This window comes from Acidovorax facilis, from assembly GCF_050626955.1.
GTDB classification, from domain to species: domain Bacteria; phylum Pseudomonadota; class Gammaproteobacteria; order Burkholderiales; family Burkholderiaceae_C; genus Acidovorax; species Acidovorax facilis.
On sequence record NZ_CP192461.1, the window covers coordinates 100,977 to 126,621 of the forward strand.

Below are 25,645 nucleotides of genomic sequence, written 5' to 3' on the forward strand. Positions count from 1 at the left end.
TTTGCGTACCGTCACTTATTGCACTGAAAACGAGGAGACCCCAGACCGGTCCGTACCGCGCCAAAAATCGCAGCAAGATTGTCCATGCTCGGATTCCCCCGCGGGGAGAGCATCCGATGCAGGCTTTTGCTGGGCTTTTTTGTCGCTGTGGCGAGCTGCTCGAAACCAACCGTCGCGTTGACCAGATCCCGAAGGACCAGGCGCGCCGTATCGGTTTCGCCGTTGAGGAAAAGCGTCGCCGCCTCATCCAACAGCGCTCTTGCAAACTCCGGCTCGCGCTGAACGCGCTCAACTACCGTTTGCTTGAAATCTCGGGTGAGAGTCATCGCGATGAACCTTTCTTAGTTTGGGTCTGGGCCTTCTTCCTGGCCTTGTATTCCTCATGCAGCGCTACCGCCCGGTCAATTGCGCGCTGCTGGTCCTTCTTAGAACTGCCTCCAAAAAGCACCACCAGGGATTCACCATCTTTCGCGAGATAGATCCGGTAGCCAGGGCCCCAATTGATCTTGTACTCGCCGATGCCCCGAAACCACTCCACGTTCGAAGTGTTCCCGAGCTCAAGGCGCGCTTTCGCGATAGTCACCTTGGTTGCGGCCTGGAGGTCTAGGCTGTCGAACCACTCCTTGTACGGATTCGAGCCGTCCTCGCGCACGTATTCCTCAAGGCGCGCGATCATGCTGCCATGGTAACGTTTAGGTTACTCAAATGCAACTGCAGAGCACCGACATCGAGCGGGTCCACGTCGCAAGCCGGGCAGAAGCCGAAGGCGCCGGCATCGACAAGCCGCTGGCGCCACATTTCCACGTTGGCGAGCGTGAGCGCACCCCAAACGTAGTCTTGGCCATAGGCGTTTGTGCCAACCAAGGCCTCATAGTCGTCGTCCCAACCGATTCCGTTGGCGTCAACCCGCAGCCAGGTGCCTGCGGCGAGTTTGCCGTAGAGCACAGAGGCCCCGGGTAGGTTTTGAATGCTGAAATTCTCGATCATCGTCGTAGGTCCAATTGCTGGGTTGATGTCAAAAAGCTCCAATCGCCATTGGCGTTCGAAGCGGCTACCCATTTACTTGTCCGACGACGGGCAGTAACAAGCTGTGCCGCCAAAGCCGCTCTGCCTCGCCTGAGCCCTGGATCGAAGGCGGAGGCGCTGTTCGCACAGATCGCCCTCGGCGTGGCCTGGAACAGGTAGTCTCACGGCTGTAGGGTGCATTTGCAACTAAGTGGCATTGCATATGCAAGTGTGATAACGTAGATGACATGAAGACCCATACCACTGCTATCGCAACTGGATCACGCGCTTCGCCGAAGCTGCAACCTGACGTGGCAGCTGACATGGCCAAGAAGTTTGAGCGCGTCTTTTTGGATGCCTTCTCGGTCAGCACTGCGAGTAAGACCCCAGAGGCCACGCTGATCTCTGGGAAGAAGCGCCTATTCGTGTTGCTGAAAAACCATGAGGCGCCCACGCTCAACCGCGATGCAGCCGCTTTTTGGGCTTCCCAGGGCCTGCCCGCAAGCACCCTTTCAGATTGGTTTCTCGCATCCGGCCTGGAAAGAAAAAAGGACATGTACGCGGCGCTGCAGGTGCGAGCCTCGACGCTATCGCGCGCCAAGCCGGACACATCGCTCGACGTCGCGGTCACCGAGCGCATGCTGCGCCAGAGCGAGTTGTTCCTACGCGCAGCGGAAGTATTCGGCAGCGAGGGGCCCACGTGGATGACAAAGGCGCATGACCTGCTTGATGGCAAGAGCCCGATGGAGTACGCCAGCAATGAGTTCGGTGGCGCAAAGGTCCGCCAGATCTTGAACGCCATCGAACATGGTGGTGTCGTTTGAGCATTTCCGTCTGGCGCATTGGTTTTAACAAAGCTCGCACGCTCCCCGCACTTGCCTATGGATCGACGCTGGAAGCCGGACGCTGGCACCGTACGCCGCCCGACGGCCACCCCGTCGTCTACGCAGGATCCAGCCGCGCGCTCTGCCAACTGGAGAAGCGCGTTCACTGCAACGGTGTGCAGCCACGAAACCAGATCTTGATCCGCCTGGACTTGCCGGACGGCGCTCCGCTGCTCGATATCCGTGCGCTGGGGAGCCTTCCGGCGAACTGGCGTGACGATGAGCCGTGGACGCAGAATGCCGGCGTGCAATGGCGTGCCACTGGTTCGTCCCTTGGGCTCTGGGTGCCCTCGGCCGTGGAGCCGGGTGAGTCGAACCTCATCCTCAACCCCGATCATCCGGAGTTCACGGCCATCGTGATGGAGATCGAGCGGGACCCGTTCGAGTTCGATGGCCGGATGTTCGGTCCCTGATCGCTCAGGGCTCTGTCTAGAGCGCCGGAGCAGCACCAGCCTAGCGCGTGTCGAAAGCAGCCAACGGCAAGGTCCATGCGAGAGCGATGCCCTGACGCACGCGGATCACGAAAAGAAAAACCCCCAGCCTTTCGGAGCTGGGGGTTTGGGTGGAGCTAGTCCAAAAGGATCTCCTGCTGAGCGGACCTGGTTGCCCGGGCCTGCAGCCTGCGCTGCTGTTCGGCAACCCGGAACCGCTCGCTTCGGGCTTCCATGACCCCCGTGTGGAGGTCGACCACGTACCTGAAGTACAACGACGTCGTCGGGCCTGTCCAATCGTTCCACGCGGAGCGGATCAGTTCTCGCTGCTCTTCAGTCGCACCAAAGTAGTCCCGGCGAGATTCGCGCCAAACGCGAGCATGAAGTGCTCGCATTCGTTGCTCGCTCTGGAGGCGCCTGTGGCACCGCTGCTCGGTCTCGCGAGCGAGGTCGAACGGCGGTGGCGTCTCCAGGACTTCGGCGATCAGCGGGTAGTCGCTGGCCACCTTCTGTGCCTGGCGCGCGGGCCGCTTCATTGCGAGTGTGAGCTTGCGCTGCGTCCACTCGAAAAGTTCGGCGCGGACTTGTCGGGAAAACCGCATTCGTTTACGCCTTGAGTTTGGCCATGCCGTCGGCGAGCAGCCAAAGCGCACGGTTGAGCTTGATGTCGTTGTCGATGCCCTGGATCCCGCGCGTTTGACGGCGCTGGCCCGTCGCGGTGCGACCACGCAGGCCTCCCTTGCTCACGTTCTCTTGGCAGACGTTCATCACCGACCAGAGGTCGGGTTTGGCGTCTGCGGCGCGCCGCGGCTGCAGCAGCTGGGCCTCGGTGATCGGCGCCGGTTTCACCTCTGTGTCGTACTTGAGCGCCAGGGCGGAACGGGCAAAGACCTCAGCCTCGTGCGTATCCAAGGTGATGGCACGCATCGAGTCGCGAGACTCGGCGACCCGGGTAAACCCGTCAAGGACCTCGTAGGCGCCTTCGATGACCTGAGACACAACGTCGCCCTTGTGCGGGATACGCACGTCGGCCACCGTGTCTCCGCAGACCAGGCCATTGGAACAAACAAATCTGAACATTCCAGCCAGCATTTGATAGCTGCTGGAGCCATCGTGTGCGTTCAAGACAATGATCTCGTTCGCCTCACTGCTGCTGATCTGACTGGCGTGGCGCACACGGATCATGTGCTTTGTGTACTCGCGGCGGTCCTCGCGGCGCACGCGGGTTTGCGTGACCATGAAGGGCTGAAAGCCCTCGCTGCGCAACTTGTTGAGTACCACCGAGGTGGGGATGTAGGTGTAGCGATCCGACCGGCTGTCGTGGGCTTCTTCAGCGAAGATCGAAGGGGCCACCAAGCGGATCTGGTCATCGCTCAGCGGCACTGGAGAACGCAGGACGGGGGAACGGGAAGCGAAACGAGAAGCGAGTTGCATAGTGAATCTCCAGGAGTGTTGTGGCAAGCGCAAGGCATATGCCGGTTACAAAAACGGTCTGAGGGCGTCTGCCTTGACCGAATACCCTCTTGAATGCCACGGCGCCGCTGATAACCTCCCGCAATTGAAAAAGCCCCCTGGTCAATGACCGAGGGGGCGGGGGTTTAGGTGGCCAACAAGCGGGGCCGTCTCTTTCGGGCGGGCGCTATCCTTGTGGCGAAGCCGCCTTCAGCACGGCTTCAGACGCGACCTCCGGGGAATCGCGACGGTCCCAGAGTTGCTTGAGCACGACTGGCTGACCTTCCACGACTGCCTGTGCGTCCGATCTGCAAAGCTCGGCGGTGTGCTCGATGAGCTCGATGATTTTTTCTTCCCACTCGAAGTAATTGGTGTAGTTCACTGATTGATCCTTATTGAAGCTGGTTACGTGCCTGGGCGGAAGCCAAGGACGCCGGAAATGCGATCCGTCGCGTGACGGTGCTACGCATGCAGGACCAATTGCGCTATCGCGTCAGATAACAAAAAACCCCCGCTGCTAAGGGCGGGGGTTGTCAGTGGCTCGCATGGCGATCAACCAATACGGAAGTACTCGATTTCTACCTGTTGAGCCAAGGTGTTCAAGAAGGCTGAGTCGAGTGCCTCTTGGGAGGCATCGCGGGGCACCATGAAATCCACCTGCAGGCGTTCGCCAGCGTGGGCCATGAAGCCGCTGTAGAAGGCCGACTGTGGGGTGGACAGCCATTCCTGCACCTCGTCGCGCGTGACGTGATGCCGGGGCCGAGAACCCTAGATCGACTTGAACAAGTCCGAATACCTTGTCCAAAGGTCGATATCGACACTGCAGCAATGAGCGGCAGGTCCCAGCAGGGTGACTAGCTGATCTACTGTGGTTGCATACGCGGTCATGGCTTCCACTCGCTGAGCCTCTTCGCCATCATCTGAGGTCAAGTCCGTGATACGTTCACTCGCAGCCCGCTGCGCCTGCTGCACATCCAAGACGGCTGAAAGGGACTGGTTACTCTGTGAGGTTTCCATTTGATTTCTCCTGTTGAGGGTAGCGCGGATTAAATTTCCGCATGGGTATCCACATCACTTGATGTATCCGAACTAATAACGGCAAGATGGCAGTCGGCAGAGGATTGCAGAATTCCGAAGCAGCGCCAGAAAAGCAAAAAGGCCCGAGCGGGCCTTTAATCTATCAAATCGGAGTGGTGATCTACGCGCGAATGAGGTACTCTTCGCGATTTACATCGGCGATCCACTTTGGCGGCTTACCTCGGCCGGTCCAGGTTTCGCCAGTCGATGGATTGCGGTACTTTGGTGCAACCTTGGTGCCGGCCCTCGAAGAAACCGCCTTGCGCTTCCCGAAAACATCTTCCGAAGTCAGTCCAAATTCGGCCACCAGTGCCCGGGCCTTAGCGGTCGCATCAGAGAGTTCGCGGTTGCGAGCCTCCTGAATCTGGGCATCCAGCGAATTCCGCTGCTGAAGCAGTTCTTTATAAGTGGTCATCTTTAAATTCAATGGTGGAATAGACTCGACCATCATATCTTCTATTCGGCGACAAGCAAAATACTACTCACTGCCATCTGCAAATTAATCACATAATTTACCGCTGCGAGCTTGTAGTGCGCGAGATTCACTTGCTGGAGACATAGGGATTTCATCGGGAACCTTACTCGACGAGGCTGGGGGAATCCAGAAATCAGAAATGAGTTTCCAAGCGATCTGTTTACTTTGAGCTCGTGTAAGACGTTTCCGTCCATAGTCGGCGGGCGGGCTGCTAATACTGGGGTTGGGCATCTGCTTTCCTAGAAACAACAAACCCCCGGGCCTCCAGAAAGCGAGCAGCCTCCTCTATGCGAGATTGCTCTTCCGGATTCGGCTCAGGGAGGATTTGGTATCGCCCGTCGACGAACTGCACCTTGCCTAGGCAAAGGTCCAGCTTGAGCAGGGCGCGCACCAGATTTGGGTTGTCCAGCCCGGCGGCCTGGGCCAGATCCTGTTCTGCAAGGGGACCCAGGTTTGACAGGAGCGTGCGCAGGAGGGACGGACTGGCGCACTGGGGAGGCAACTGTTCGCCCACCTTGAACGGCCACGGACGGGTCGGCTGGCTTGGCTGCAAGGTTGGTTTCATCGCAATGCCGACGCGAGCTCACCACCAAGTGCCTGCACAAGATCAGGAACAAGGCGCTCGATCTCCCCCGTCGCAATCGCGAAATCGGAGTCGAACACCCCTCGATCGCTGTCGCGGCCATCGAACACCATATCGAGGTAGTCCACCTTTCGCAGCTGCAGCTTGTCTGTGAGGACAAACGAGACTCGATCGTCCCATGTGATCGCGAGCCTGGTTGGCACCTTGCCCGCCTGGATATGGCCTTGAATCTCCGCGATATCTAGGGCGTGGCGTGCATAGCGCACGGCCGACTTCGAATCGTCAGGGGTCATTAGCTCGCACTCGCGGTCCACGGTGAACGACGATGGAGGCTCCTGAGTGCTGAGCCAACTCGACATTGCCGCGCCCGGCGCGAGATTGGTTGCCAGCTGCGCCACGGAAAGGCCTGGAACCAGCTCAACCAACAAAGTAACCAGGTCATCGACGCGTGACTGCGTTGAGGAGTCTATGTAGAGGTACCCAGCCTGCGGGGCGAGCCACACCCAGCAGCTGACCAGCTTGGGGATCGCGTACGGCAGCATCGACAGGCGGATCTCATCTTTGAGTTCCTTCAACTCCTTCTTCCCAGGCTTGCGACCTGTCTGCTGGAGGAGAGTCTCCACGCGCTCTTCGAGTTTTCTGGCGATGGCTGACGCTGGGACCGCTTTTGTCTCGACCATGGCCCGGAAAATCAATTGGCCATTGACGGCTTCCACAAGGGCTCCGTGCTTCTCACCCCTCGGGGGGACCCACCCTATCGAGCGTTCCTGGGTAGGGCCGCAAGGCTCGAAAGGCGACTTCGCGAGCGATGCCTCAATGGTAGAAAGCTCGAGGCGCGAGTCGCCTGACGCGATACGAAAAAGGACCAAGTTCTTGAACATACAGAAGGGATCCCGGTGTATTGCTGACATCGCAGCCGATCTTTGGGAATTGTTATTCTAATTGTTATTTGTTCGCCCGTGAAATTGAGCCCTGAGAACCGGGTCTTTGGTTCAGGCATGGAAGGGAGAGTTGTACCGCCCAACGGGGCAGTACAACTCTCACTCATATTTCGCGCATGCCCTTTTCGGAGAGGCGCAGGCGGACGTCGAGGCCTTGATTGGCCTGATACACGGTCGCATCCACGGATTCGTCGGGTGACATTTCCAGGAGGGCACCGAAGTCCCAGTTGATGGGGGTGATGGAGCGGGCTGTGTCAATTTCCAGCTCAAGAAGGACGTAGAAACGCTCAATGCTGCTCATATGGCTCCGTTGGGGTGATCAAGGCGCAAAAGCGATTGCTTTTTTGGACGCCCATTCAGTGCCATTTGCCGGAGCAGAACTGATAACCGCAGTCGCGACAATCCGTATCGACGATGGATAGAATTGTTACGCGCAGCAGCAAGGCTGGACTGCACTACTTGCATTGCCCGTACCAAATTAACCGACCTGAAAGGACGAAATGACCACGCTCGTCATCGCAGAGAAGAACTCTGTTGCTGCAGACATCGCAAAGGCCCTGGGCGGCTTCAACCGGCGAGGGTCGGTCTTCGAGCGCTCGGATGTCCTCATCACCGGCGCAGTCGGGCACCTGGTGGAGCTTCATGTCCCGGCGGCGTCAGAAGCACCGCGGGGATTCGCGGGCCTCCCCCTCCTGCCAGAGCGGTTCGACCTTCGGGTGATCGAAAAGACACAGGCGCAATTCGACGTGATTGCCAGCCTCATGAGGCGGTCGGATGTCACCAGTGTGGTGAACGCCTGCGACGCCGGCCGCGAAGGGGAGCTCATCTTCCGCCTGATCCTCGAAAAGGCGAACTGTCGAAAGCCGGTGATGCGCATGTGGTGCCAGTCGATGACCCAAGACGCGCTGCGCAGCGCCTTTCACGCCGCAAGACCTGCTGCAACGTTGGACAACCTTGCGGCCGCGGCGCGCAGCCGAAGCGAAGCCGACTGGCTGATCGGTATCAATGCCAGCCGGGCAGTGATGAGCACTCGGGAGCTCCAAAGTGGCATCCGCGAGTCCGCCTCGGCCGGGCGCGTGCAGACGCCAACGCTGGCCCTGGTGGTGGACCGCGAGCGGGAGATATCGCACTTCAAAGCACGTGATTTTTGGGAGCTTGTGGGCACCTTTGGCGCGCGAACCGGTTCTTACAAGGGCAAGTGGCGTGCCGCGGCGGCGGACAACACCCCTGAGGAGACGTCCATCGAAAAAGCCTCTGGCGAAAACAACGGATCGAGACTCTTTGACAAACGGGCTGCCGAGGCCATGCTGGCTCAATGCGCAGGTCGCCCAGTCGAGAAGGTCGATGAGGTGGTCAAGCCTGCTACACAGCATCCTCCACGGTTGTTTGACCTCACGACCCTGCAGCGGGAGGCCAACAAGCGCTTCAAGTTTCCCGTGCAGAAGACGCTGGACATCGCTCAAAGCCTGTACGAGCGCCACAAGATGACGACCTATCCTCGCACGGACAGCAGCGCGCTGCCCGAGGACTACCTGGATACCGCAAAAACGACCATGGAAGCACTGCGGGCCACCCCATGGGGACATCTGGCCGAGAAGGCGTTGACCGGAGGCATGGTCCGGTTCAACAAGCGGATCTTCGACAACACCAAGATCAGCGACCACTTCGCAATTGTTCCAACCGGAGTGATCTCGGATCAGCTCTCGGACGATGAGAAGCGCATCTACGAACTGGTGGCCAGACGCTTCATCGCGGCATTTTTCCCCTCGGCGCAGTTCGTCAACACCGTACGCACAACGCTGGTCGCCGGTCAAACGTTCATCAGCAAGGGCCGGGTGCTCCAGAGCGCCGGATGGCTTGAGGTCCTCGACGAGCTTGGCGACGACGGGAAACCTGTCCACGCGGGCGAGGCATCTCTCTGCGCACTCAGCGACGGCGAGATTCCACAGGTACAGGACCTCCAGCTCGTTGCTGGCAAGACAACCCCTCCCCTGCGCTACACCGAAGCCACTCTGCTCGGAGCCATGGAGACGGCGGGAAAGCTCGTCGACGAAGAGGAGCAGCGCGCGGCCATGAAGGACAAGGGCCTCGGGACGCCGGCGACACGCGCTGCGACCATCGAGGGATTGCTCGACGACGGGAAGAGCTATGGACGCACGAAGGAACCCTATCTCCTCAGGACGAAGGGCCACCTGGCTCCCACGGAGAAGGCATGCAGCCTCATCGACCTGTTGCGAGGGTGCGGTGCGGGGTTTCTGGCCTCGGCACAGACCACTGGCGAGTGGGAGCACCGGCTCGCACTGGTCGAGAGGGGCCAGCTGCAGCGCGAGGCATTCATGGCCGCCCTGCGGGAGAACGCGAGCAACCTCGTTGACAAGCTGCAGGGAGCGGCGGTGGCCATGCCTGCCAAGGATGCTCCTTCGCTGGCGGCGCCCTGCCCCCAGTGCCGCGCCCATGTGCTGGCGCTGCCGGGAGTCTTCCGGTGCGCCTCTGGATGCGGCTACGAGCAGCGCCGGGAGATCGCCACGCGACGTCTATCCGATGAGGAGATGTCCCGGCTGCTGAATGGAGAGGCCCTGGAACGGCTGCAAGGGTTCTACAGCCCGAAGAAGAAGGCGAATTTCATCGCTGGACTGAAGCTCGATGGCAAAGCACTCACGTTTGTTTTTGACGCCGACTCCGCGGGTGGCACGGCCACTTGCCGTTGCCTCAAGTGCGGTGGGACCGCCTACATCAAGCCAGCTCTCGCGCAATGCCCCGGCTGCGGCTTGAAGGTCTGGCGCGAGATCTGCGGACGCACCCTCACGGACAACATGCTCCGCCAGCTCCTGGAGAAAGGCAGCATTGCGGCCGTGCGGGGTTTCGTCTCGCCAAGAACGAAGAACAAGTTCGATGCTGGGTTGAAACTCGTGGCCGAAACAGGAAAGCTCGATTTTGTATGGCTCGATAAGAGCAAGGGATAGGCGCACAAGAACCTGCACGGCGATGGAACAGCACCGTGTTCCCTTCGCCGCATTGGATGAATGGATGCCTTGGCTTTCATGCCTTCCCAAATAACTCACCACGCAAACGTATTCGTCCACTCTCAGTAGGGCAAGCGTCCGCGCGCGGGGCCACCGCGCGGTTATCGGCGCCCAACTCGCAATTCCTGTCCATAGGGGGATGGTCCCTCAATTCATGGAAAGGTACGAAATATGAAGTTCTTCGAAGGCTTGAGCGTCCCGATCAAGGGACTCGTGGCTACGGTGGAAGGCAAGAACTATCTTCCCTGGCCAACCGGTCTTGCTCTCGCAGGCCGTCCCCGACACAAGATGGTCGCCTTCAATGGCTCCCCGTGGCTGAAATTCTTTGGCGGCGGGGTCGTTGCGGTGGAGGCTGACGGCCAGGTTGTGTACCTGCCGATCATGGATGCCAAGTATCGCGCAATACCTGCTGACCTGATCACCGCGCGTGACGTGAACGACTCGCAGAAGCGTGCGCTTGCCAAGACCCTGGCCATGTGCCACGGCATCGGCATGAGCCTCTACGGTGGTCACGGTGAAGACGTAGGTGCCTTCCTCGCGTCGCTCAACGTTCAACCCGGTAGCCACCTCGCAGCGGTCATGCCGCCGGTCGCGGAAAAGCCGGGGTCGAACAGCGAGTATGTGGAGTGGGCCGTCGCGTACTCTGCCGCCAGGATCGTGCATCCTGACTTTCGGTTCGAGGTGCTGTGTTCCGACGTTCCCAACCCGGAAAGCGGGGTGATCGAACGGCTGCCGTACACACGCATCAACAACACGTACTCGGTCGCTGTGCAGGTCAGCTACACAGATGGCGAGCACCCGGTGGAGCACGTCGAGTGGCTCCCCATCATGGGGGTCCAGATGGCCAAGGTAAAGGCCGGCGAGAAAAAGCTCGATCACCAGGCGCTCCTCGCGCCCACGGTGACGGACTGGAATCGCTCGATCATGCGCTGCCTCACCCGAGCCATTGCCGAGACCACCGGGTATGGCCTGGCGGTGTACGCACAGGAGGACCTCGAGGCGCTGCACGGCAACGCAGAAGGCTCGGCCGGAGCGCGTACTGCGAAGCGGGGAAGTGCCAAATCGGCACCACCCGCCCAACAGGAAGCTCGGACACCGGATGTGGCCTCCACATCTCGCAGCACGTCACCACACCAAACGGCATCCGCCGCTAGTCCCAGGGTGGGCAAACTTGCACAAGAAGTGATCGAGGCTATCCGACGCGCTGGCCGCGACTCTGATGCGGACAATCGCAAGCTGCTTGTTTGGCTGGGCGAACCTGAAGACACGGACATTTCGTCCCTGTCCGAAGTGCAACACCAGCGAATCCTGAAGGTCGTTGCAAGGCAAGCCGAAGAAGCCGCGCGCAAGGTTCTGGCGAAGCTCAAGGAGACCGGAAAGGACAAGCCTGCCGACCGCCAGAAGCTGATGCAATGGTTGGGTGAAGATCCCACGGCCGACCTCGCCACAGTGCCAATCCCAAAGCTCGAGAAAGCGCTCAAGGCGCTCGATCCCACCCCGGTGCAGTGATGCACGTGCGTGAGGAGCAACCAGAAGCCCAGCCATTCATTTGGCTGGGTTTTTTTTGCCCGCACGCTCATCAGCTAGCCCGGACGAAAAAAACCCGGCCATCGTCAGATGAACCGGGTTTGGGATGTGGCGTAGCGCTAGTGTGTCCAGCGTGATCTGCCGTACTTGCGGCCGAGGATGGTGATCCTGTCCTTCGCATCGATAGGCACCCGCTCAAGGCCGCCGCCGAAAATGAGCACATTGCAATGCCCACCGCCATCGCGTGCCCGAGCCGAGAAGCTCGACACATAGAACGTCCACTGCCCTACCCCGCCCTCGCGAGCTTGGTGAAAGCCATGAAAGCTACGCACCTGCCAATTCCCTTTCCAGACCGGGTCGCTGATGCCATCGGTACCGACCTGGCGCACCAGTTGAATCGGCGGCGCATCCAGGCCCAAAGACAGCTGGAACGTTGAGCTACCCATGGTGCACCTCACTCCTGGTCACGCCCCTCTGCTGTAGTCCCATCGTGTCCTCGTCCTTGCGTACCAATCTTGATGATGAATCCCAACGCGTCGAAGTCATCAAGGCTCCTTATTCGCAGGTACAGCTCCTGTGGAAGCAGCGACCTCGCGTTCACCATGAACCGGGTGTGCAATCTGACGGCCGAGATCCCAGTGATCCACGTGTAGGCCATCAACATGGCTGCAAAGAGAAGCACCGGGTCGCGAACCTGGCCAAGATCCAGTGAGAGTGCAAATACCGCCAGGCCAAGGCCGCCCGCAGTGCGAGCGACAGCTCTGCGCAGCGCAAGGCGCAGGCGCCGGCGCGCCGTCGCGTAGATGAAGAGAACCTCGACCTTCGCCTGCGCAGAACTGGGGACCATTTACCGACGCTCGTGTTCGGTTGAGTTGCTGTTGTTCAAAAGACATTTCAAAGTTACCTCCAGGGCAATCCGACATTGGATTCGTCCTGATTTGCCGCTTCACGGGTGGTAACAACGAAAAAGGCGGGCCGAAGCCCGCCATCCTTCCTTCAAGTCCCCCCTACTGACCAGCCGGTGGAACGGCCACCGGCGCCGGTTGGGTGAGCTGCGCGGTGGCTCCCAGGGTCGAAGTCACCGTGAGCTTGAGGTCCGTGGCCTTGCCATACCAGGCCTGCCGGACATACGCGCTCTTGCTCTTCACGACCTGCTCGGTGCCGTCCACGCTGAAACGCCAGTCATACGACGCAATGTTGCCCGCTTCCACCATGCAGTCCGCCGTGTAGGTCGTCCCGGAGGTCGTCCCAGTAGACTTCACGTTACAGGTCGGTGCCGGCGCTGGCTTCATCACGATGGTCTCGGACGATTCACCGTAGTTGCCCAGCTGCGTCAGCGTGCGAACCTTGATGTCGTAGTCGCCGGGGGACTCCACCTTGATGATCGCCGAGGACCCAGTGAACTCGCCTTGCTTGTTCCCGTTCACGATGAGCTCGTTCGTGGAAAAGCGGTCACCCCGCGGAAGGCTCTCGATGCGATAGCTAACCGTGTATGCCCCCGGGGCATAGTACTTGGCCGCGCCGTATGGAGACACCACCGTCATGGCGCCGCCCACCTTGGGTGCCGGCAGCACTTCAATCTCGGCCGTCGTCACGTCGGTGATGTTGCCGCGAGAGTCGGCGACCCGGGCCAATGCTTGGTAGCGGCCTGGTTGGGTGATTTCCCAGGTGCCGTTCATGCCGCTGCCGGAGAGCTGCCTCATATTCTCAGGCAAGCTCCAGGTCACGGTGAGCGGCTCACCACGCAATTCGGAAGCCGTCCTGCCAACCATAGCCAGGTTGTAGCGCAGGGTCGCTGGCACGGTCTTTTCGTTCACCGTGACATCGATCTTCCAGTCCGGCCATCCGTAGGACCAGGCGCTGATGGGAAACACCGACGTGGCAGTCACCTCGGGACGACCATCCACCCAGGTGAGGTAGTTCACGGCCGTCTGGCCAGGAGCGATGGACAGATCAATCTCCATGCCCTCTACCCTGGACCCGTCGGGCAAGAGCCACGCGCCGCGCACAACATAGTTCTTCGTGGACGACGAAGACACCACATCGTTGATCTTCGCGGTGTACCGGTAGGTTTTCCCAGTCTCCACGACGCGCGGGCCGTCGATCGAAGCCCTGGCCGTGAGCGGCTGGACAGCCTTGAGGCCGAACACCTTGGACGTCCAGCTCCGTGGTTCATCGGGCGCAGTGGAGTCTTTCACCGACAACGTGACCGTGTAGTTCTGCGCAGCCTTCGGCGTGAACTGGAAGGTTTGTCCGGATCCTGCGCCAATCGCCGCGGCAGCATCAGACCCGAACGAAAGCGCCCACTTGTACACCGGCGATCCAAATCCTGTGACAACCGATTTCAGCTCAACTGGGGTATCTACGTTGGCCGCGGTAGGTCCGTCGATGACAATAGAACCACCAGAGTAGGCCAGTAGCTGCAGGGGCGGACTGGTAAAGTCTTGCTTCGAGTACTTGTTCCGGCTAAAGCCTCGCACCAGGTAGGTGCCAGGCTCGCTGAACCGGCTGTTCAGCGACTGACCAACGTAGGGCCGACCCTTGTCATCAAGCATGGGAGCCCATGTCGTCCCATTGTCCGACGACACCGACCACTGAATTGTCTCGGCCACCTTGTAGAGCTCGGGCTCTTCAAACGCTGCGGACACCTGCGCCGGAAAGGGAATGGCACCGGCTGCCGTCTTCGCGCTGACCTTGAACACCGGTGCGCGGCCGTCGTAGGTGGTGAGATAGAAGTCCTGCACCGTCGTGGTCTTGAAGTCCGACACAGCTCCGTTCGCATCGATCAGGTAGGCGATGGCCTTCATCCGGCGCTGGCCTGGCGTCAGCACGCCCAGATCCACAGAGAACTGCCCTTGCGCGTCAATGCCCACCCGATTCCCGTGTGGAGTCCCGCTGGCGGCGTCCACGACGGCAATCTCCCACTTCCCGTGCTTTTCTGGTGCGTACTCCAGGCGGGAGCCCACCGACTCTGCGAGCCGTCCGGTCACCACAGACGGGCTGAGGGTATGGCTCACAAGCTCCCGGTCCATGAACACCCGCGGGCCCATCGGGACGCCCATCACATCGAACGCGAGCGACACCTTGTGCTCAGGCGCACGGTCGTACCAAGCCTCTACCAAGACAGGTTTTGTTCCCAACGACTCGCTGATCCCTGCGGTCACGGCATAGGCGGCCGACTGGAACGAAGAGAGGAATTCCCGGGAGTTTTGACCAACGGCAACGCGCGTCCGAATGCCCTTGTGCGCACCAGTCACCCCAACATTGCCCACCAGCTGCTCCCCCCCCTCGGGCGAGACCTTCACCAGCTTTGTGGTCTCCGGCAGCGCCATCTGGGCATAGTAGGGGTTGTAGCTCACGTAAGGCGTGAATGCGAGCTTGATCGGCGCTGGCACAGTTCCCTCAATCGAGAACGACTTCGCGCCTTCTGCGGACGGATAGAACGCACTCCTCTTTGTGAGGGGGTTCGTGTAGATAACACCAGGCACGTACTGAAGCTGATTCGGCCCGACCGCAAGCGGCGGTCCCTGGAGGGCTGCGGGTGAGAACCGGTTCGGAGGAATGCCGGCCGTGTCCTTCCACTGTATTGCACAAACCACTGAGTCCATCTCGAAGAGACGGTCTGACTCGGAATAGGTGCGGAGCATGGAGCAGCTGTCGGCGCCGGCGCCGGAGAGCTTCACAGTCACGTCGACATCCTCGACCTTGACGGCCGCAGACGGTTTGCTCGCCGTCACCGCCACCCTGTCCTCGACGCGCCAGCGGTTGAGCGAAATCTCAAAGTTGTTTCCGTCAGGCGCCGTGTTGAACAGCTTGACCTTGCGGACCCCGGTCCCGGGGGTATCGTCGGACAGCAGCGCCGCCGCCGTTCCAGCCGTAAAGTCCACTGACGCGCCCTGGCCAGGCTCCACGCGCGTACCATTGATGACGAATGCCTTGTCGCTATCGTTCACCAGTTCCCGGCGCCCCTGCATCCCCGTGCCTTTCATCGTGTCCACCGAAGTGAGCTTGACGCCGGCGCCCGGGAAATCGACCACGTTGGGGAGACTGGATGCCAAAGAGCGTACTGGACGCTGCAGCGAGAACGACTTTGTCTTCGTCAAGTTGCCCAAGGAGACGCTGAGCTTGTACTCGCCATCCCTCATCGCCTTGTACCCCGCCACACGCCACGCGCCCAGGCCCTTCGAGACGTTCAACTCGCTCAACAGGTCACCCTGCTTGCTCATCAGAGCGATACCCTGCGTACCAGAAATGGGAGCCTCGATGCGGAATGCCCCGGCTGAGTTCGCATCGAGCTTGAGCTCCTTGACCCCCTCGCCCTCGTAGTTGAGGCTCAGGGCGACGATGTTGTATTGCCCAGATGCGAGCGACGACGTGTAGACGGCACCTTCCAGGCCAGTCATCCATTTCTCGCGTGCGACGGAAGTCTCGCTCTTGCCCGCCAACTTGGACGCCGTGAGCGACGGCCGGAACACCTTGGACAGCTTGATCTGAACCTTGTTGCCGCTCTCCTGGTGCTCGACGGTCATCGTCCCTGAAATCGCGGGCTTGTTCGAGTCCGAGAGGGCGTGGCCTCGGAGAACGAGTACGGGCGTCGAATCTGGGTTGACAACCGCGGCGCCGAGACCACAACCGTCCTGGCCGGAGATTTCGCAGAAGTTTGCCTCGGCCGCATAGAGCGAGGTGGCAGCCAACAGGAATGTGATGGGGAGTGCTTTTTTGTACATGGGAAGTCCTCCTCAGTTCAGAGGCTGTGCAAAGTCGATGGAGCCGCCCTGCAGCTGGATGCCAAACCGGCCAATGGAGTCCGTGAGCACGCCGTCGGATGCTGTCTTGCCGTTGTGAAGAATGGTCACATCCGTCGGCAACAGCCCGGCACGATTGATGGAGAAGCTGAACGACTGGCTTCGGTCGCCGTTTAGGAGCCCTCCAGCCTGGCCGACAGAAAACACCGCTGTATGGTTTCCGTCTGCAAGTCCGGATATGTCAATTGCCGCATGCCTATAGTCCGAACCAGCAGCTATTTGGAAGGCCACTGGTTGGGCGCCGCCGCCGTCGAATGCGACAGAAATCACGGCATCCCCAACGCACTGGAGCCACCGCGAGAGGGCGACCAGCTCAGCCTGCATGACGCCGTTCACAAGGGCATCCTCCACCCTCGGCGCAAAACACGCTGGAAGATGACCAGGGTCTTGGGCTTCAGGGGAAGTGGCGGTGTTGAGCTTCGCGGACACCTTGTAGCTGTACACCTGACCGCGAACTGGAGGAATGTCGTCCAGCTCGACGGAAGACTTTCCTGAGGAGATCAGCGTGGAATCGCGATAGACGTCGAACGTAAAGCCATCGCCGCCGTCGGCCGGCGCCAGCCAGCTGACACGGACCACCTCTTCGAGCGTGCCGTCCGTCGCCGCCAGCGAGCGAACGAGCTGTACAGGAAGCGAGAATGGTGCGCTCAGAAACTCGATGGGCTTGATCAGCGTGACGCCTTCCGGGGGCACAGCGCGCGCGACGGCGACCAATTGAGCCCGGTACAACCGCGAGTAGTCCAAGTCGCTTGCGCCCCATTCGCCGTTGCTCCCGACCGCGACAAAGCCAGACGCAGCCGCCCCATCGGCAATCGTGCGAATGCCTCCCAGGAATGGCCCATGAGTTGCTGTATCGAAGCTTCCTCCCGCGTGGACTTGGGCGTTGACCGTTGGAGGTATTCCGACAGTGCCAGTGGCTGAAACCTGCATATCGGACGGCGCCACCAAAACCGAAATGGTGTCGGCCCAGGTCTTGTTCTGCGAGGCGGCGTCTGGGTCGGCATATTTGACGCGGACAATCACACTCTGTGATGACCAAGCAGGCACCTCCGGTACGAGCTTCGATTCGACGAGACGTGCGGGGATGTCGACGCCAGCAGACGCTCCATTGAGGGGAACCCCCAGGTCGGCGTGGCCGGGGTCAACGAACTCGATGTCTGTTTTCAAATGTGAGAAGGCGCCGAGATCGACCTTGATGTTCGCGAATACGCCGTCGCGCCGGGCTGCGACGAACCCAGCCTTGCCTGCGCCGGCGTCAAAGGAGCCTACGGTCGGGGTCAGCGTCACAACGGGGTCCGGCAACTGCTGAAACGTGACGGACGAGGATGCGCATTGCACGGGGGTGAACAAGGAATTGCCGACGCGCGCGGCGAAGTTGATCTTGGACTCGCCGACGACGAGGTGATCGGCGACGGGGATCGTGGCCGTCCAGTTGGGCCCGTTCAGCGCCATTGGATAATCCTTGGCATCATCTTGGCCGCTGACTTCGCCCCAGGCCTTGACAATGGCTGTCTCGACCGACACTGGGCCTTGCAGGCTCACTGTTACCGTCCCGTTGGCGTTGTATGTCGTGGCCACACTGGGAGATACACCTCCGCAAGTTGGAGGGCCGACCACTTCAACGCTTGCGGCAGCCGATGCGACACCATATGGAACTCCAGCTTTCCAGAAGATGCGGCGCAGCTGGTAGACGCCTGGAGTGGTTGGAGCTGTGGCCGTGAGCGAGGTCGTGGTGTTGCTACCCGTGGCAATCGACCCGCTGAACGCAGCGAAGCCTGCGCCCCAGACACTCGTGTCGCCGGGCGAGTCCGGTCCAGTGCCGTGAGGCCCCCCTGACCACGTCTCCGACCCCGTGTTTCTCCAGATCTGCGAGTAGGAAAATGACTGGCCTGTGCCAATCTTTGCAGGAATGCCAGATTGGGACACGAACACGGGAGCGATCTTGGGCCGGATGTTGCCGGCGTCCAGCGCACTCCATGCCGACGAACCAAGGGCGCTTTCGGCACGAACCTGGAACTCAAAGATGCTTTCATCTGTGACACCCGTCCAGTCGTACGAGGCCGCCGTAGGAGTCGCCAGATCCGTCCAGCCTGGCGTGCCCTTCTTCCGGTACTGCAAGCGGTAGCTACTGGCGCCAGCAACCGCGCCCCACGTCGTGTTGATGGAACTAGCGTTGGTGCCATCAGTTGCGAACAAGCCGACTGGAGAGGCCAGGCTGGCTGTACACGTGGGCGCGCTCACGGACCAGGTTCCGGCGGAACACGTCGCGGTAGCGGTGCCGGTGGCGCCAGCGGCGGCATTGGTCAGGCTCTGGCTAGCGCCATTGCTCGCTGCCGCAGTGTTGGCAGTACAAATGTTGCCCGTGCCCCATCCCAGGGGCGCGGCAGAGCAGCCGGGATCCACGTACTTGTCCACCACGTAGGTTTCACCATCCGTGTGGTTGTACTGCCGTGACGCTCCACCAATTTGCTCTCGGCATAGTGTCGGTGCAGAAGAAACGTACACGCACATGGAATCGGAGCCATTGTTCTTGATAGAGACAATAGTCACCTGCGTGAAGTTCGAGGTGTCAGTAACCCCCGGCAAAATCGATGGCACGGACTTAACCCAGGCCCCACTGAGCGTTTTGATCTCAAGGCCAATTGATCTGCCTGATGTCGAATTGTTCTTGACCGTGATTGGTGCGGCTAGGGCGGCAGACGTGGCCAGGAACGCCAGTGCCGCAAGAAATGCTTTCTTGGTACTCATGAATTATTTCCAAGTCTTGAGGGATTTGCTGTTTCAGGTACGCAGGCAACTAGAGGATTGGTGAGCTCCCCCTGGACGAGGCCCCGCCCGTGTCAAGCAGCTTCAACGCTGCGTCCATCTTTTTGGAGGTCGAGGAACCCGGAGCTGCTACGGCGCCCGATACAGACCCGCCGGAAAAGCCAGTGGTTGTCGTTGCCTGCGCTGTGCCCTGACCCTGGATCCCCATGTCGATCGTGGCTGCGCCGGGAAGGCCTCCCCCGACGCTCCCTGTCAGGCCGGGGACCGCACCGCCTACGGCGCCAAAGGACGTGGTCCCACTCCCAAGTCCGCCGCCCGCTTGGCCTGGTGCAGGTGAGAACGGTGCAGCACCTCCATGATCAACTTGGGGAGCGCCATAGTTGGCAAGCGGCTGCGAGCCTCCCGCGGTGCCAGCAGACGCCCCGCTCGAGGGCGACGCAGGCGCAGGACTAGGGGTGCCGCCGGTAGCCGAGTTCCACGCTTCGGTTCCGTGCTGCATCAGGCTCTTGCCTGTGGTCTGCTCCGAGATGAAGTTGGCCACCTCAATCCCCGTGATTGCCCATCCCACTCCCGGCAGCATCCTGCCGGCGAGTCCCGCGGCCCGAAGCGCATGGCGCGCAGCAGGATTGGCAGCTGCCTCGGTAAGAGACGCAGCTATCGAACCGAGCGACCTCGCGCCGTGGTTTGCAATATCGGCGACGGCACCACGCATCCGGCCTTTACCCATCCCTGCTGCGGCTCCGAGCTTCTCAAGGGCGGCTGCGGCTGCGGCCGGGGAGCTCCGCACTGCGGCGACCGCGGCGCCGGTCGCTGTGACGGCGCCTCGGATGGCGCTTGCGGCTTGAGCGCCAACGATCGCGCCCGCTGCGACGCCGGCGCCTACCCCCAGAGCATCGATCTGCCCGTCGGACATCCCCATTGCCTTGAGAGCTCCGCGGGCTTCACCCACAGTGGTCTTCGCCAGATCTCCAAGCTTGGAAATCGCAGCTCCCAGCGAAGCGTTCTTCGGATCAACGCCGCCAATCGTGGCAAGCGCTTTGGCGTATGCACCTTCCACCCCTGCGACGTTTAGCGTGCCTGCGGCCGACTTGCCTTGCGCAATGGCTCCTTCTGCTTTCGCTCTTTCGGCCGCAAAGGCCGTGGGTGCCTGCTCTTGAGCTGTCGCCACGCGCTGCTGCGCCTGCAGCGCGGCGACTCCAGCGGCCGCCGCTACTGGCTGCTGCTCGCCAACCCGGCGATTTCCCTCGTCGGCAATGGCCCCCTGACTTGCCTGCAGTTGCGCCGAGAGCGCCTTCACTGCGGCCCCGTCGTTCATGATCGCCGCTGCGCCAATGGCACCCTTGAGTGCATCGGGTCCACCTTGGGCCATCATCCCACCAAGCGCATTCGAGACTGCGGCGGCATAGCCATTGATTGGCCCCAAGGCCGCGCCGAGAGAGCCTAGCTTTGCGGACTCTTGGTCCACCCTGCCGAGGATGCCCATGACGTCATTGGCGTCCATGCCTGCGGCACGCAGCTTCCCCATGAGGGACTCGCGCATCGCGAAGCTCGTGCCCTTGCCAAATGTCGTGTTTCCGCCTCCGAAGAGGACGTCAGCGGGGAGGCGGGCAGCAATGGCCGTGAAGGACGGCGTCTTGTACTGGGATGCGCCGCTGAACTCCGTCGACGACGAGCCACCATGCGAACCGGACTCCCCAGCAGAACGTCGCTGCGACTCAGTAGTTCCCGCTGAATTGTCAAGTCCCGTACGGTTGAAGCCAGAAGTGTTGACACTTCCGCCAGTTTCAAACTTTCCCGTGCTGCTTTGCACCGCGCCTTGACCGTGCTGCAGCGCCGCTGTCCTCCGGTCTGAGCGCGTTTGGTCAGTCGCCAGTTCAGCCGCGGCAGATGCCCCCAGCCTGCCTCCAACGGAAACTGGCAGCGGCCCCTTCCCGCCCTTCCCACCGCCTCCGCTAGGCGCGCTGGTTCCTAGCTTTCCGTCCGCGCCTACGTCCAGGCTGGCACGCGCCCCATTTCTAGCTGAACTGGACGTCCCCAAGGCAGCCTCCGAACCTTGCGTGGCCTGGACCGACTGGGACGTACCGGAGATCATCCCAGTGCCTCCAGTTCTTGAAGTTCCCACTTCTGTACCGCTTCCGGTTGACGAAGTGGTCTTCACCCCGACATCTGCAGTTCGGGAGCCTTCCACGCCGCCCTGGTTCTGAAATCCGGTCGTCTGGCCCGCCTTGTTGGTCTCGCCGAAGGTCATCCCGCCCTGATTCAGCAGCGCCGCGTTCATCATGGCCTGTTGGGCACCAGTTCCAATCATCTGATGGGCCGCGTGTAGTGCTTCGGCGTTGCCGGAGTACCGGCCATGTGCCACTTGGGCCTTCGCAAATGCGTCCGAGCCATCCTTTGGCCCGGAGGAGCCACCGCCACCAGCGGCGGCCGGGGCGCCGCCAAACATCTTGGATGCGCCCATACCGCCCAGGATGGCCACCAGCGCGAACGGTCCTGCGCTGACCATCGTCGCGGCAGTGTCCATCGCTGCGACGATCTGCTCGGTCATCGCGGAGAACTCGAACATGCACAGCCCACCGCCGGTGCAAGCGGACCTGGTGGGGTCCGTGAGCATTTCGGCGTATGCCTTCATGATGTTCTCCAGGTTCGACCCAAAGTAGTTGTCTGCGATCGCGAACACTACGAAGGGGCAGGCCGCGAAGATCATGTACATGAGGTACATGGGAAGTGCCTTGAGCATCCACATGACATTCATCGTGGCGATCATGAGCATGAAGGGGGAGATCGCGATGAGCGTGACCATGGCGAGGTTGGTGACGCTGGCGGCCGTGGTGCGGGTGTAATCCGCTGCCACCACCTTGTCGTAGAGACCCATGAACTTGTTGCACACCGCGATCGAGCGGTCATCATCGTTCGTGTATCCCCGGGAAAGGGCACCGGTGCTGCCGCGTCCGTTCATGACACACGATGCAACGATGCTGCTCTTGAACTTGTCGGCAAGCGTGGTGCCGAAGTCAGTGCTTGCCCGGAAGAGGCGGGCCACATTCTTGTTGAGCTGGTCCTCGCAGTTTCCGGTCTTGCAGCCCGCGAGCACGAAGGGACTATCGCGCAACGTGCCAACGATGTTCTCGCATGCCGTTGCGCAGGTCACCAGCGGGAACGAGCCATCGGCGTTCACATAGGCGCCAGATTCGGCCCTGAAGGTGTCTGCGCCCACCCAAATGATCTCGTAGCCGGAGTTCACGCCATCGCCGCAGAAGTTTTCCCACTCCCCGACGACGTTGCCCGAGCGATAGAGCTTGTTGGATTCGGGCAGCGGCTTCTTGGTGCACATCCGATTGAATCGCTGGATGTTCGATGCCCACATATCGTCGCGCGTGACGTTTGAGTTGACGATGAAGTACAAGGCCTTCATAGCGCTGCGCATGATGCTGCAACCCTGCGCCGCCGTCGCGCCAGCTCGGTTCTCATCGTCACAGAACTCGACCTCTGAGAACCAGGCCGGTCGCATCGCGATGCTTATTCGATTCCCCACTGAGTAGCCGAGCGTCGTGGCGACCGAGATCGGCATGGCAAGCCCAATCGGCACATCGTCGATGAGCTGCGGCGCAGCAAACCCGTCCACCGATTCCACGTTGACTGTGGTTTTTGGCACCAAGATGCAGGAGACCACGACGAACTGAAGCAGTAGCTTGTCCAGGCGGAACTGCCGCTCGAGGACACCCACGGTGATGGTGGCGAGGATCGCGATCACCATGCCCGCCTTGACCATCGTTGCGATGTAGTCGTCCTGGCCGAAGAACATGGCCACGGCGCGAAACGCATTCGCGACAAACGCGGTGTCGCCCAGGGTGTAGACGGAGAAGCTCATTGCCGCTGGCCTCCATCATTCATCTGCTGCAGCCTGTCGATGTCGCTCACCATCTTTGCGATCTCGCCCGAGGTGTCGTACTCAACCGCAGCCTTCAGGTAGGGTGCCGTCTGCTGCTCCACGGCCACAGCGCGGCTGCGCAGGAGGTCGATCTGGTGAAGCGCCGATTGGTCCCGCGTGTCGTTGAGGGTCCGGGACATCACTTGACGGATGCTGTTGGCAAGCTGGAACCGTAGGTGGATCGTCACCCCTCGGGCGTACTTCAGCGCGATGGTGGTCGCGAAGCCAGCGCCACCGGCTCGATTTGCTTCCTTCACCATGTGCAGGATGTTGCCGGGCATCACGCGGGCTATGGCCTGCGCCTCGGGCGTCATGCCGCTGCCGCCACCATAGAGGGCAGAGTGGACGATGGAACCCGGGAGGATGGAGCTGATCGTGGTTACGTCCTCAGTTCCAAACAATGCGCGGTTGACCATTGCCGCGACGCCCGGCCACTCCGCGTGCGTGAGCGAGCTCTTGCTCAGCTTGATGCAGCTGGTGGAAATGTCGCTGCAGCTCCAGACCTCGAGTCCAGTGCTGCTGGTCGCCGTTTTCGGTTCCAGCAGTTCATCGATGGTGATGGTTGGGGCCGCGTAGGGAATCGAATTGAGGCAGCGCAGCTCGGAGGAGCCCGTTCCGCAGGGCTCGCTTGCCCGACTTGGATTGAGGTCCGAGTCTGCAGACGGGAAGACGTATGTCCCATACAGGGACAGCAGGAGCATCGTGGCCTGGGCATCGGACATGTAGCCGCGCAAGACGTTGGCGTGCTGATCGTTGTTCTTGAAGGCCTGGAAGACGATGTTCCCGGTCATCTTGACCGGTGCGTTGTCGCCTGTCGCAATCGCCTTGGCCTGCTCCTTCTGGGTGGTGGCGCTCGCTTTCGCCCGGCCCGCAAGGGCATCCGAGGTCTGACTCCAGGCGTTTGACGCGTGGGTCATGACGTTGTGCCACCGCGTGCTGAGCGCCTCGCGGTCCGAGGAATCCTTGTCGAACATCGCGTTCGCGATGGCGCAGGTGTTCTGGGCCATGGCGTTAATCTCCCGGATTGCGGCCTCAAGCTCAGAGAGGATGGCGTCGCAGCTGTCGCACATTCCCTTGATGGCGGCCCTGAGGGCAAACGCTGGCGCCACCGCGATGATGGAGCGGATCAGCTGCTGGAACTGTTCGCCATTGATGAAGCTAAAGCTACCGAAGAACGCATCGATCCCGCCACAGCCTGCATCGATCTTTGGCCGGGAAAACTGGATGACTGTGAAGTTCTGCGTGATCGGTCGGACCGAAACTTGCCCTCCGTAGAACCCATTGGCGCGCAACGTGCTGACTGCCTGGGGATCTGTCACTGAGGACATGTACATCCCGCGAACGGCCTCTTTGAGGCCAGCATTTGCGGGCATGGAGGTCACGGCCATTGTGCTGGCGAGGACGGCGGAGACGAGGCGTATCGCCAGCTTGCGGGTTTTTTGAGTCATCTGAAGTGCCTTGAAACACATGCCCGCTTTTGTTTTGCAACAAAACAAAAGCAACAATTAGACTTTTGGCATGATTTGTTACATACTAGCGCCGCCAAAACAAATTGGCAAGTCAAACCAATTCGTAGGAGTTAGATATGCAAAGTACGTGGATGAGCGCGGCCCGGGCGCGCGCAAAGGTTGTTTTCGGCCCCCTGAGCAGCGCAGTCAAGAAGCCCGGGCGGGCACTCGTTGTGCTGGCGCTTGCCCAGGGCGCGGCCACTGTGGCGCACGCCGGAGCCGGTGGCACCGAGTTCCAGACGGTCTATGACCAAATCTCGGGCTGGACCAACGGTGTGCTGGGCAAAACCCTGGCCATTTCCAGCCTGCTGGTGGGTTTGGGCATCGGCGTGATCAAGCAGTCGGTCATGGCCGCTGTGGTCGGCGTGTCCATGGCACTCGTGGCGGGCTTCGGCCCCGGCGCGATCGATGGGGTGATCACGGTGGGCCATTCCATCGTTGTGCCGATCTGAGGCGCGCTCCACGCCTACCCTCCTCCCCAGGGGCGCTTCGGCGCCCCATTTTGTTTCCCGGAACCAATATGTACAAAATCCAATGCTTCTTCGCTGTACCGCTCTTCTTGGCCGCCGGGCTCTGCCAGGCACAGGCCATCGATCGGCTAACCATGGGGCATACACCAGAGTCGGAGGCCGTTCGGACCATGCAGGGCATCGTGGCCGCAGTAGGGGACGGTGCACGCCTCGAACTCCGCCCTGGCGGCGACTATGGCACGCAGGCCGTGGTTGTCCGGGCCTTTGCCCTGCCCCTCGGGGAGCTGCAGGCGAACGTGGCCATGATTGCGACGACGGGTGGAAAGGCCACGTATGCAAGGTATGTGATCCGCCGAGAACACCTCCCGGCCGCGCTCAGATTGCTGCAAGCTCGCTGGCCAGCCCACGTGAAGGTCGCATCGGACGAGGCAGGTATCAATGACGTGTTCTTCGTGTCGCCCCTCAATGCGGCGTGGGTGCACCTCGGGACCGGTACCGAGTACTTTGGGGAAGTCGTTGTCACCACACACACCAAGTTGCGCGAGATCCTGGCCGCCCAGAACCGACTCGACGACTGGTGGCCGCCTATCGAAGAGACGATCGCGAAGTCTGCGAGTGCTTCGAACAAGCGTTAGCGTTAGGATTGCTTGGCGCGGGGTCCTCGCCTCGTCGCCGACCGGGCGCAGGCGTCGGTCGATGCCCCCGGCCGGGACCGCCCAAGCAGTTAGCGGAACGACGTCCGACGTGACACATCGGTCGGAGCAACG

Annotated in this window: 24 protein-coding genes; 6 read left to right on the forward strand and 18 right to left on the reverse strand. The window is 61.0% G+C overall.

The window, feature by feature from the left end; translation table 11 throughout:
• Nucleotides 1-11 precede the first annotated feature (11 nt).
• Genes ACQ4MJ_RS25800 through ACQ4MJ_RS25810 form a run of 3 tightly spaced genes read right to left on the reverse strand, consistent with a single transcriptional unit; the run spans nt 12 to nt 1,059 of the window.
• A complete protein-coding gene (locus ACQ4MJ_RS25800) occupies nt 12-326 on the reverse strand; it encodes a DNA-binding protein (RefSeq protein WP_431153378.1) in 315 nt (104 codons plus the stop codon).
• Nucleotides 323-676: a type II toxin-antitoxin system RelE/ParE family toxin gene (locus ACQ4MJ_RS25805; protein ID WP_431153377.1), complete on the reverse strand. Its 354-nt coding sequence runs from the start codon at nt 674-676 to the stop codon at nt 323-325. Before ACQ4MJ_RS25805 ends, ACQ4MJ_RS25800 begins: the two co-directional genes overlap by 4 nt.
• Entirely contained in the window at nt 673-1,059 is a 387-nt protein-coding gene (locus ACQ4MJ_RS25810) for a hypothetical protein (RefSeq protein ID WP_431153376.1), read from the reverse strand. The genes ACQ4MJ_RS25805 and ACQ4MJ_RS25810 overlap by 4 nt, the downstream gene beginning before the upstream one ends.
• Nucleotides 1,060-1,253: 194 nt before the next feature.
• Between ACQ4MJ_RS25810 and ACQ4MJ_RS25815 the strand changes: the two genes are divergently transcribed.
• Both ACQ4MJ_RS25815 and ACQ4MJ_RS25820 read left to right on the forward strand, forming a co-directional pair.
• The gene (locus ACQ4MJ_RS25815; protein ID WP_431153375.1) at nt 1,254-1,829 is read left to right on the forward strand and encodes an antitoxin Xre/MbcA/ParS toxin-binding domain-containing protein; all 576 of its coding nucleotides are present in this window, start codon (nt 1,254-1,256) and stop codon (nt 1,827-1,829) included.
• Nucleotides 1,826-2,302, forward strand: coding sequence for an RES family NAD+ phosphorylase (locus ACQ4MJ_RS25820; protein WP_431153374.1), 477 nt, complete (start codon nt 1,826-1,828; stop codon nt 2,300-2,302). The genes ACQ4MJ_RS25815 and ACQ4MJ_RS25820 overlap by 4 nt, the downstream gene beginning before the upstream one ends.
• Nucleotides 2,303-2,457: 155 nt before the next feature.
• Here the strand turns inward: ACQ4MJ_RS25820 and ACQ4MJ_RS25825 are convergent, their stop codons facing one another.
• The 9 genes from ACQ4MJ_RS25825 to ACQ4MJ_RS25865 all read right to left on the reverse strand — a co-directional run bounded on the left by ACQ4MJ_RS25825 (nt 2,458) and on the right by ACQ4MJ_RS25865 (nt 7,149).
• Nucleotides 2,458-2,922: a hypothetical protein gene (locus tag ACQ4MJ_RS25825; RefSeq protein ID WP_431153373.1), complete on the reverse strand. Its 465-nt coding sequence runs from the start codon at nt 2,920-2,922 to the stop codon at nt 2,458-2,460.
• Nucleotides 2,923-2,926: 4 nt separating this feature from the next.
• Nucleotides 2,927-3,754, reverse strand: coding sequence for a DUF932 domain-containing protein (locus ACQ4MJ_RS25830; RefSeq protein WP_431153372.1), 828 nt, complete (start codon nt 3,752-3,754; stop codon nt 2,927-2,929).
• Between the two features lie 205 nt (nt 3,755-3,959).
• The gene (locus ACQ4MJ_RS25835) at nt 3,960-4,154 is read right to left on the reverse strand and encodes a hypothetical protein (RefSeq protein ID WP_431153371.1); all 195 of its coding nucleotides are present in this window, start codon (nt 4,152-4,154) and stop codon (nt 3,960-3,962) included.
• Nucleotides 4,155-4,324: 170 nt separating this feature from the next.
• Nucleotides 4,325-4,504, reverse strand: a complete 180-nt coding sequence (locus ACQ4MJ_RS25840; RefSeq protein WP_431153370.1) for a hypothetical protein — start codon at nt 4,502-4,504, stop codon at nt 4,325-4,327.
• A 36-nt stretch (nt 4,505-4,540) separates the two neighbouring features.
• On the reverse strand, nt 4,541-4,789 hold the full coding sequence (locus ACQ4MJ_RS25845; protein WP_431153369.1) for a hypothetical protein: 249 nt from the start codon (nt 4,787-4,789) through the stop codon (nt 4,541-4,543).
• Between the two features lie 181 nt (nt 4,790-4,970).
• Nucleotides 4,971-5,264: an H-NS family nucleoid-associated regulatory protein gene (locus ACQ4MJ_RS25850; RefSeq protein WP_431153368.1), complete on the reverse strand. Its 294-nt coding sequence runs from the start codon at nt 5,262-5,264 to the stop codon at nt 4,971-4,973.
• Nucleotides 5,265-5,535: 271 nt separating this feature from the next.
• Entirely contained in the window at nt 5,536-5,889 is a 354-nt protein-coding gene (locus ACQ4MJ_RS25855) for a hypothetical protein (protein ID WP_431153367.1), read from the reverse strand.
• On the reverse strand, nt 5,886-6,818 hold the full coding sequence (locus tag ACQ4MJ_RS25860; protein WP_431173715.1) for a recombination-associated protein RdgC: 933 nt from the start codon (nt 6,816-6,818) through the stop codon (nt 5,886-5,888). The genes ACQ4MJ_RS25855 and ACQ4MJ_RS25860 overlap by 4 nt, the downstream gene beginning before the upstream one ends.
• 133 nt (nt 6,819-6,951) lie before the next feature.
• A complete protein-coding gene (locus ACQ4MJ_RS25865) occupies nt 6,952-7,149 on the reverse strand; it encodes a hypothetical protein (RefSeq protein WP_431153365.1) in 198 nt (65 codons plus the stop codon).
• A gap of 199 nt (nt 7,150-7,348) precedes the next feature.
• Here ACQ4MJ_RS25865 and ACQ4MJ_RS25870 point away from each other — a divergent pair, with 199 nt between their 5' ends.
• Both ACQ4MJ_RS25870 and ACQ4MJ_RS25875 read left to right on the forward strand, forming a co-directional pair.
• Nucleotides 7,349-9,811 (forward strand): DNA topoisomerase, encoded by a 2,463-nt coding sequence (locus ACQ4MJ_RS25870; RefSeq protein WP_431153363.1) that lies wholly within the window; start codon nt 7,349-7,351, stop codon nt 9,809-9,811.
• Nucleotides 9,812-10,042: 231 nt separating this feature from the next.
• Nucleotides 10,043-11,380, forward strand: a complete 1,338-nt coding sequence (locus tag ACQ4MJ_RS25875; protein ID WP_431153362.1) for a DUF1071 domain-containing protein — start codon at nt 10,043-10,045, stop codon at nt 11,378-11,380.
• A gap of 137 nt (nt 11,381-11,517) precedes the next feature.
• On the opposite strand, the gene ACQ4MJ_RS25880 is transcribed toward ACQ4MJ_RS25875, so the two are convergent.
• The 6 genes from ACQ4MJ_RS25880 to ACQ4MJ_RS25905 form a co-directional block, all read right to left on the reverse strand.
• Nucleotides 11,518-11,844 carry a hypothetical protein gene (locus tag ACQ4MJ_RS25880; protein WP_431153361.1) on the reverse strand — a complete coding sequence of 109 codons (327 nt, stop codon included), beginning with the start codon at nt 11,842-11,844 and terminating at the stop codon, nt 11,518-11,520.
• An 8-nt stretch (nt 11,845-11,852) separates the two neighbouring features.
• A complete protein-coding gene (locus tag ACQ4MJ_RS25885; RefSeq protein WP_431153360.1) occupies nt 11,853-12,245 on the reverse strand; it encodes a hypothetical protein in 393 nt (130 codons plus the stop codon).
• A gap of 160 nt (nt 12,246-12,405) precedes the next feature.
• Nucleotides 12,406-16,125, reverse strand: a complete 3,720-nt coding sequence (locus ACQ4MJ_RS25890; protein ID WP_431153358.1) for a hypothetical protein — start codon at nt 16,123-16,125, stop codon at nt 12,406-12,408.
• A 12-nt stretch (nt 16,126-16,137) separates the two neighbouring features.
• Nucleotides 16,138-18,951 (reverse strand): hypothetical protein, encoded by a 2,814-nt coding sequence (locus ACQ4MJ_RS25895; RefSeq protein ID WP_431153357.1) that lies wholly within the window; start codon nt 18,949-18,951, stop codon nt 16,138-16,140.
• 49 nt (nt 18,952-19,000) lie between these two features.
• Entirely contained in the window at nt 19,001-22,840 is a 3,840-nt protein-coding gene (locus tag ACQ4MJ_RS25900) for a conjugal transfer protein TraG N-terminal domain-containing protein (protein ID WP_431153355.1), read from the reverse strand.
• Nucleotides 22,837-24,348, reverse strand: a complete 1,512-nt coding sequence (locus ACQ4MJ_RS25905) for a conjugal transfer protein TraH (RefSeq protein ID WP_431153353.1) — start codon at nt 24,346-24,348, stop codon at nt 22,837-22,839. The genes ACQ4MJ_RS25900 and ACQ4MJ_RS25905 overlap by 4 nt, the downstream gene beginning before the upstream one ends.
• A 137-nt stretch (nt 24,349-24,485) precedes the next feature.
• Between ACQ4MJ_RS25905 and traA the strand changes: the two genes are divergently transcribed.
• Nucleotides 24,486-24,860 (forward strand): TraA family conjugative transfer protein, encoded by a 375-nt coding sequence (gene traA, locus ACQ4MJ_RS25910; protein WP_431153352.1) that lies wholly within the window; start codon nt 24,486-24,488, stop codon nt 24,858-24,860.
• Nucleotides 24,861-25,012: 152 nt separating this feature from the next.
• Nucleotides 25,013-25,513 carry a hypothetical protein gene (locus ACQ4MJ_RS25915; protein ID WP_431153351.1) on the forward strand — a complete coding sequence of 167 codons (501 nt, stop codon included), beginning with the start codon at nt 25,013-25,015 and terminating at the stop codon, nt 25,511-25,513.
• Nucleotides 25,514-25,645 lie beyond the last annotated feature (132 nt).

Excerpts from the sequence above, each read along its gene's own strand:
- ACQ4MJ_RS25800 (WP_431153378.1), bottom strand. The coding sequence starts at position 326 with ATGACTCTCACCCGAGATTTCAAGCAAACGGTAGTTGAGCGCGTTCAG.
- ACQ4MJ_RS25805 (WP_431153377.1), bottom strand. The coding sequence starts at position 676 with ATGATCGCGCGCCTTGAGGAATACGTGCGCGAGGACGGCTCGAATCCG.
- ACQ4MJ_RS25810 (WP_431153376.1), bottom strand. The coding sequence starts at position 1,059 with ATGGGTAGCCGCTTCGAACGCCAATGGCGATTGGAGCTTTTTGACATC.
- ACQ4MJ_RS25815 (WP_431153375.1), top strand. The coding sequence starts at position 1,254 with ATGAAGACCCATACCACTGCTATCGCAACTGGATCACGCGCTTCGCCG.
- ACQ4MJ_RS25825 (WP_431153373.1), bottom strand. The coding sequence starts at position 2,922 with ATGCGGTTTTCCCGACAAGTCCGCGCCGAACTTTTCGAGTGGACGCAG.
- ACQ4MJ_RS25830 (WP_431153372.1), bottom strand. The coding sequence starts at position 3,754 with ATGCAACTCGCTTCTCGTTTCGCTTCCCGTTCCCCCGTCCTGCGTTCT.
- ACQ4MJ_RS25845 (WP_431153369.1), bottom strand. The coding sequence starts at position 4,789 with ATGGAAACCTCACAGAGTAACCAGTCCCTTTCAGCCGTCTTGGATGTG.
- ACQ4MJ_RS25850 (WP_431153368.1), bottom strand. The coding sequence starts at position 5,264 with ATGACCACTTATAAAGAACTGCTTCAGCAGCGGAATTCGCTGGATGCC.
- ACQ4MJ_RS25855 (WP_431153367.1), bottom strand. The coding sequence starts at position 5,889 with ATGAAACCAACCTTGCAGCCAAGCCAGCCGACCCGTCCGTGGCCGTTC.
- ACQ4MJ_RS25860 (WP_431173715.1), bottom strand. The coding sequence starts at position 6,818 with ATGTCAGCAATACACCGGGATCCCTTCTGTATGTTCAAGAACTTGGTC.
- ACQ4MJ_RS25865 (WP_431153365.1), bottom strand. The coding sequence starts at position 7,149 with ATGAGCAGCATTGAGCGTTTCTACGTCCTTCTTGAGCTGGAAATTGAC.
- ACQ4MJ_RS25870 (WP_431153363.1), top strand. The coding sequence starts at position 7,349 with ATGACCACGCTCGTCATCGCAGAGAAGAACTCTGTTGCTGCAGACATC.
- ACQ4MJ_RS25875 (WP_431153362.1), top strand. The coding sequence starts at position 10,043 with ATGAAGTTCTTCGAAGGCTTGAGCGTCCCGATCAAGGGACTCGTGGCT.
- ACQ4MJ_RS25880 (WP_431153361.1), bottom strand. The coding sequence starts at position 11,844 with ATGGGTAGCTCAACGTTCCAGCTGTCTTTGGGCCTGGATGCGCCGCCG.
- ACQ4MJ_RS25885 (WP_431153360.1), bottom strand. The coding sequence starts at position 12,245 with ATGGTCCCCAGTTCTGCGCAGGCGAAGGTCGAGGTTCTCTTCATCTAC.
- ACQ4MJ_RS25890 (WP_431153358.1), bottom strand. The coding sequence starts at position 16,125 with ATGTACAAAAAAGCACTCCCCATCACATTCCTGTTGGCTGCCACCTCG.
- ACQ4MJ_RS25895 (WP_431153357.1), bottom strand. The coding sequence starts at position 18,951 with ATGAGTACCAAGAAAGCATTTCTTGCGGCACTGGCGTTCCTGGCCACG.
- ACQ4MJ_RS25900 (WP_431153355.1), bottom strand. The coding sequence starts at position 22,840 with ATGAGCTTCTCCGTCTACACCCTGGGCGACACCGCGTTTGTCGCGAAT.
- ACQ4MJ_RS25905 (WP_431153353.1), bottom strand. The coding sequence starts at position 24,348 with ATGACTCAAAAAACCCGCAAGCTGGCGATACGCCTCGTCTCCGCCGTC.
- traA (WP_431153352.1), top strand. The coding sequence starts at position 24,486 with ATGCAAAGTACGTGGATGAGCGCGGCCCGGGCGCGCGCAAAGGTTGTT.
- ACQ4MJ_RS25915 (WP_431153351.1), top strand. The coding sequence starts at position 25,013 with ATGGGGCATACACCAGAGTCGGAGGCCGTTCGGACCATGCAGGGCATC.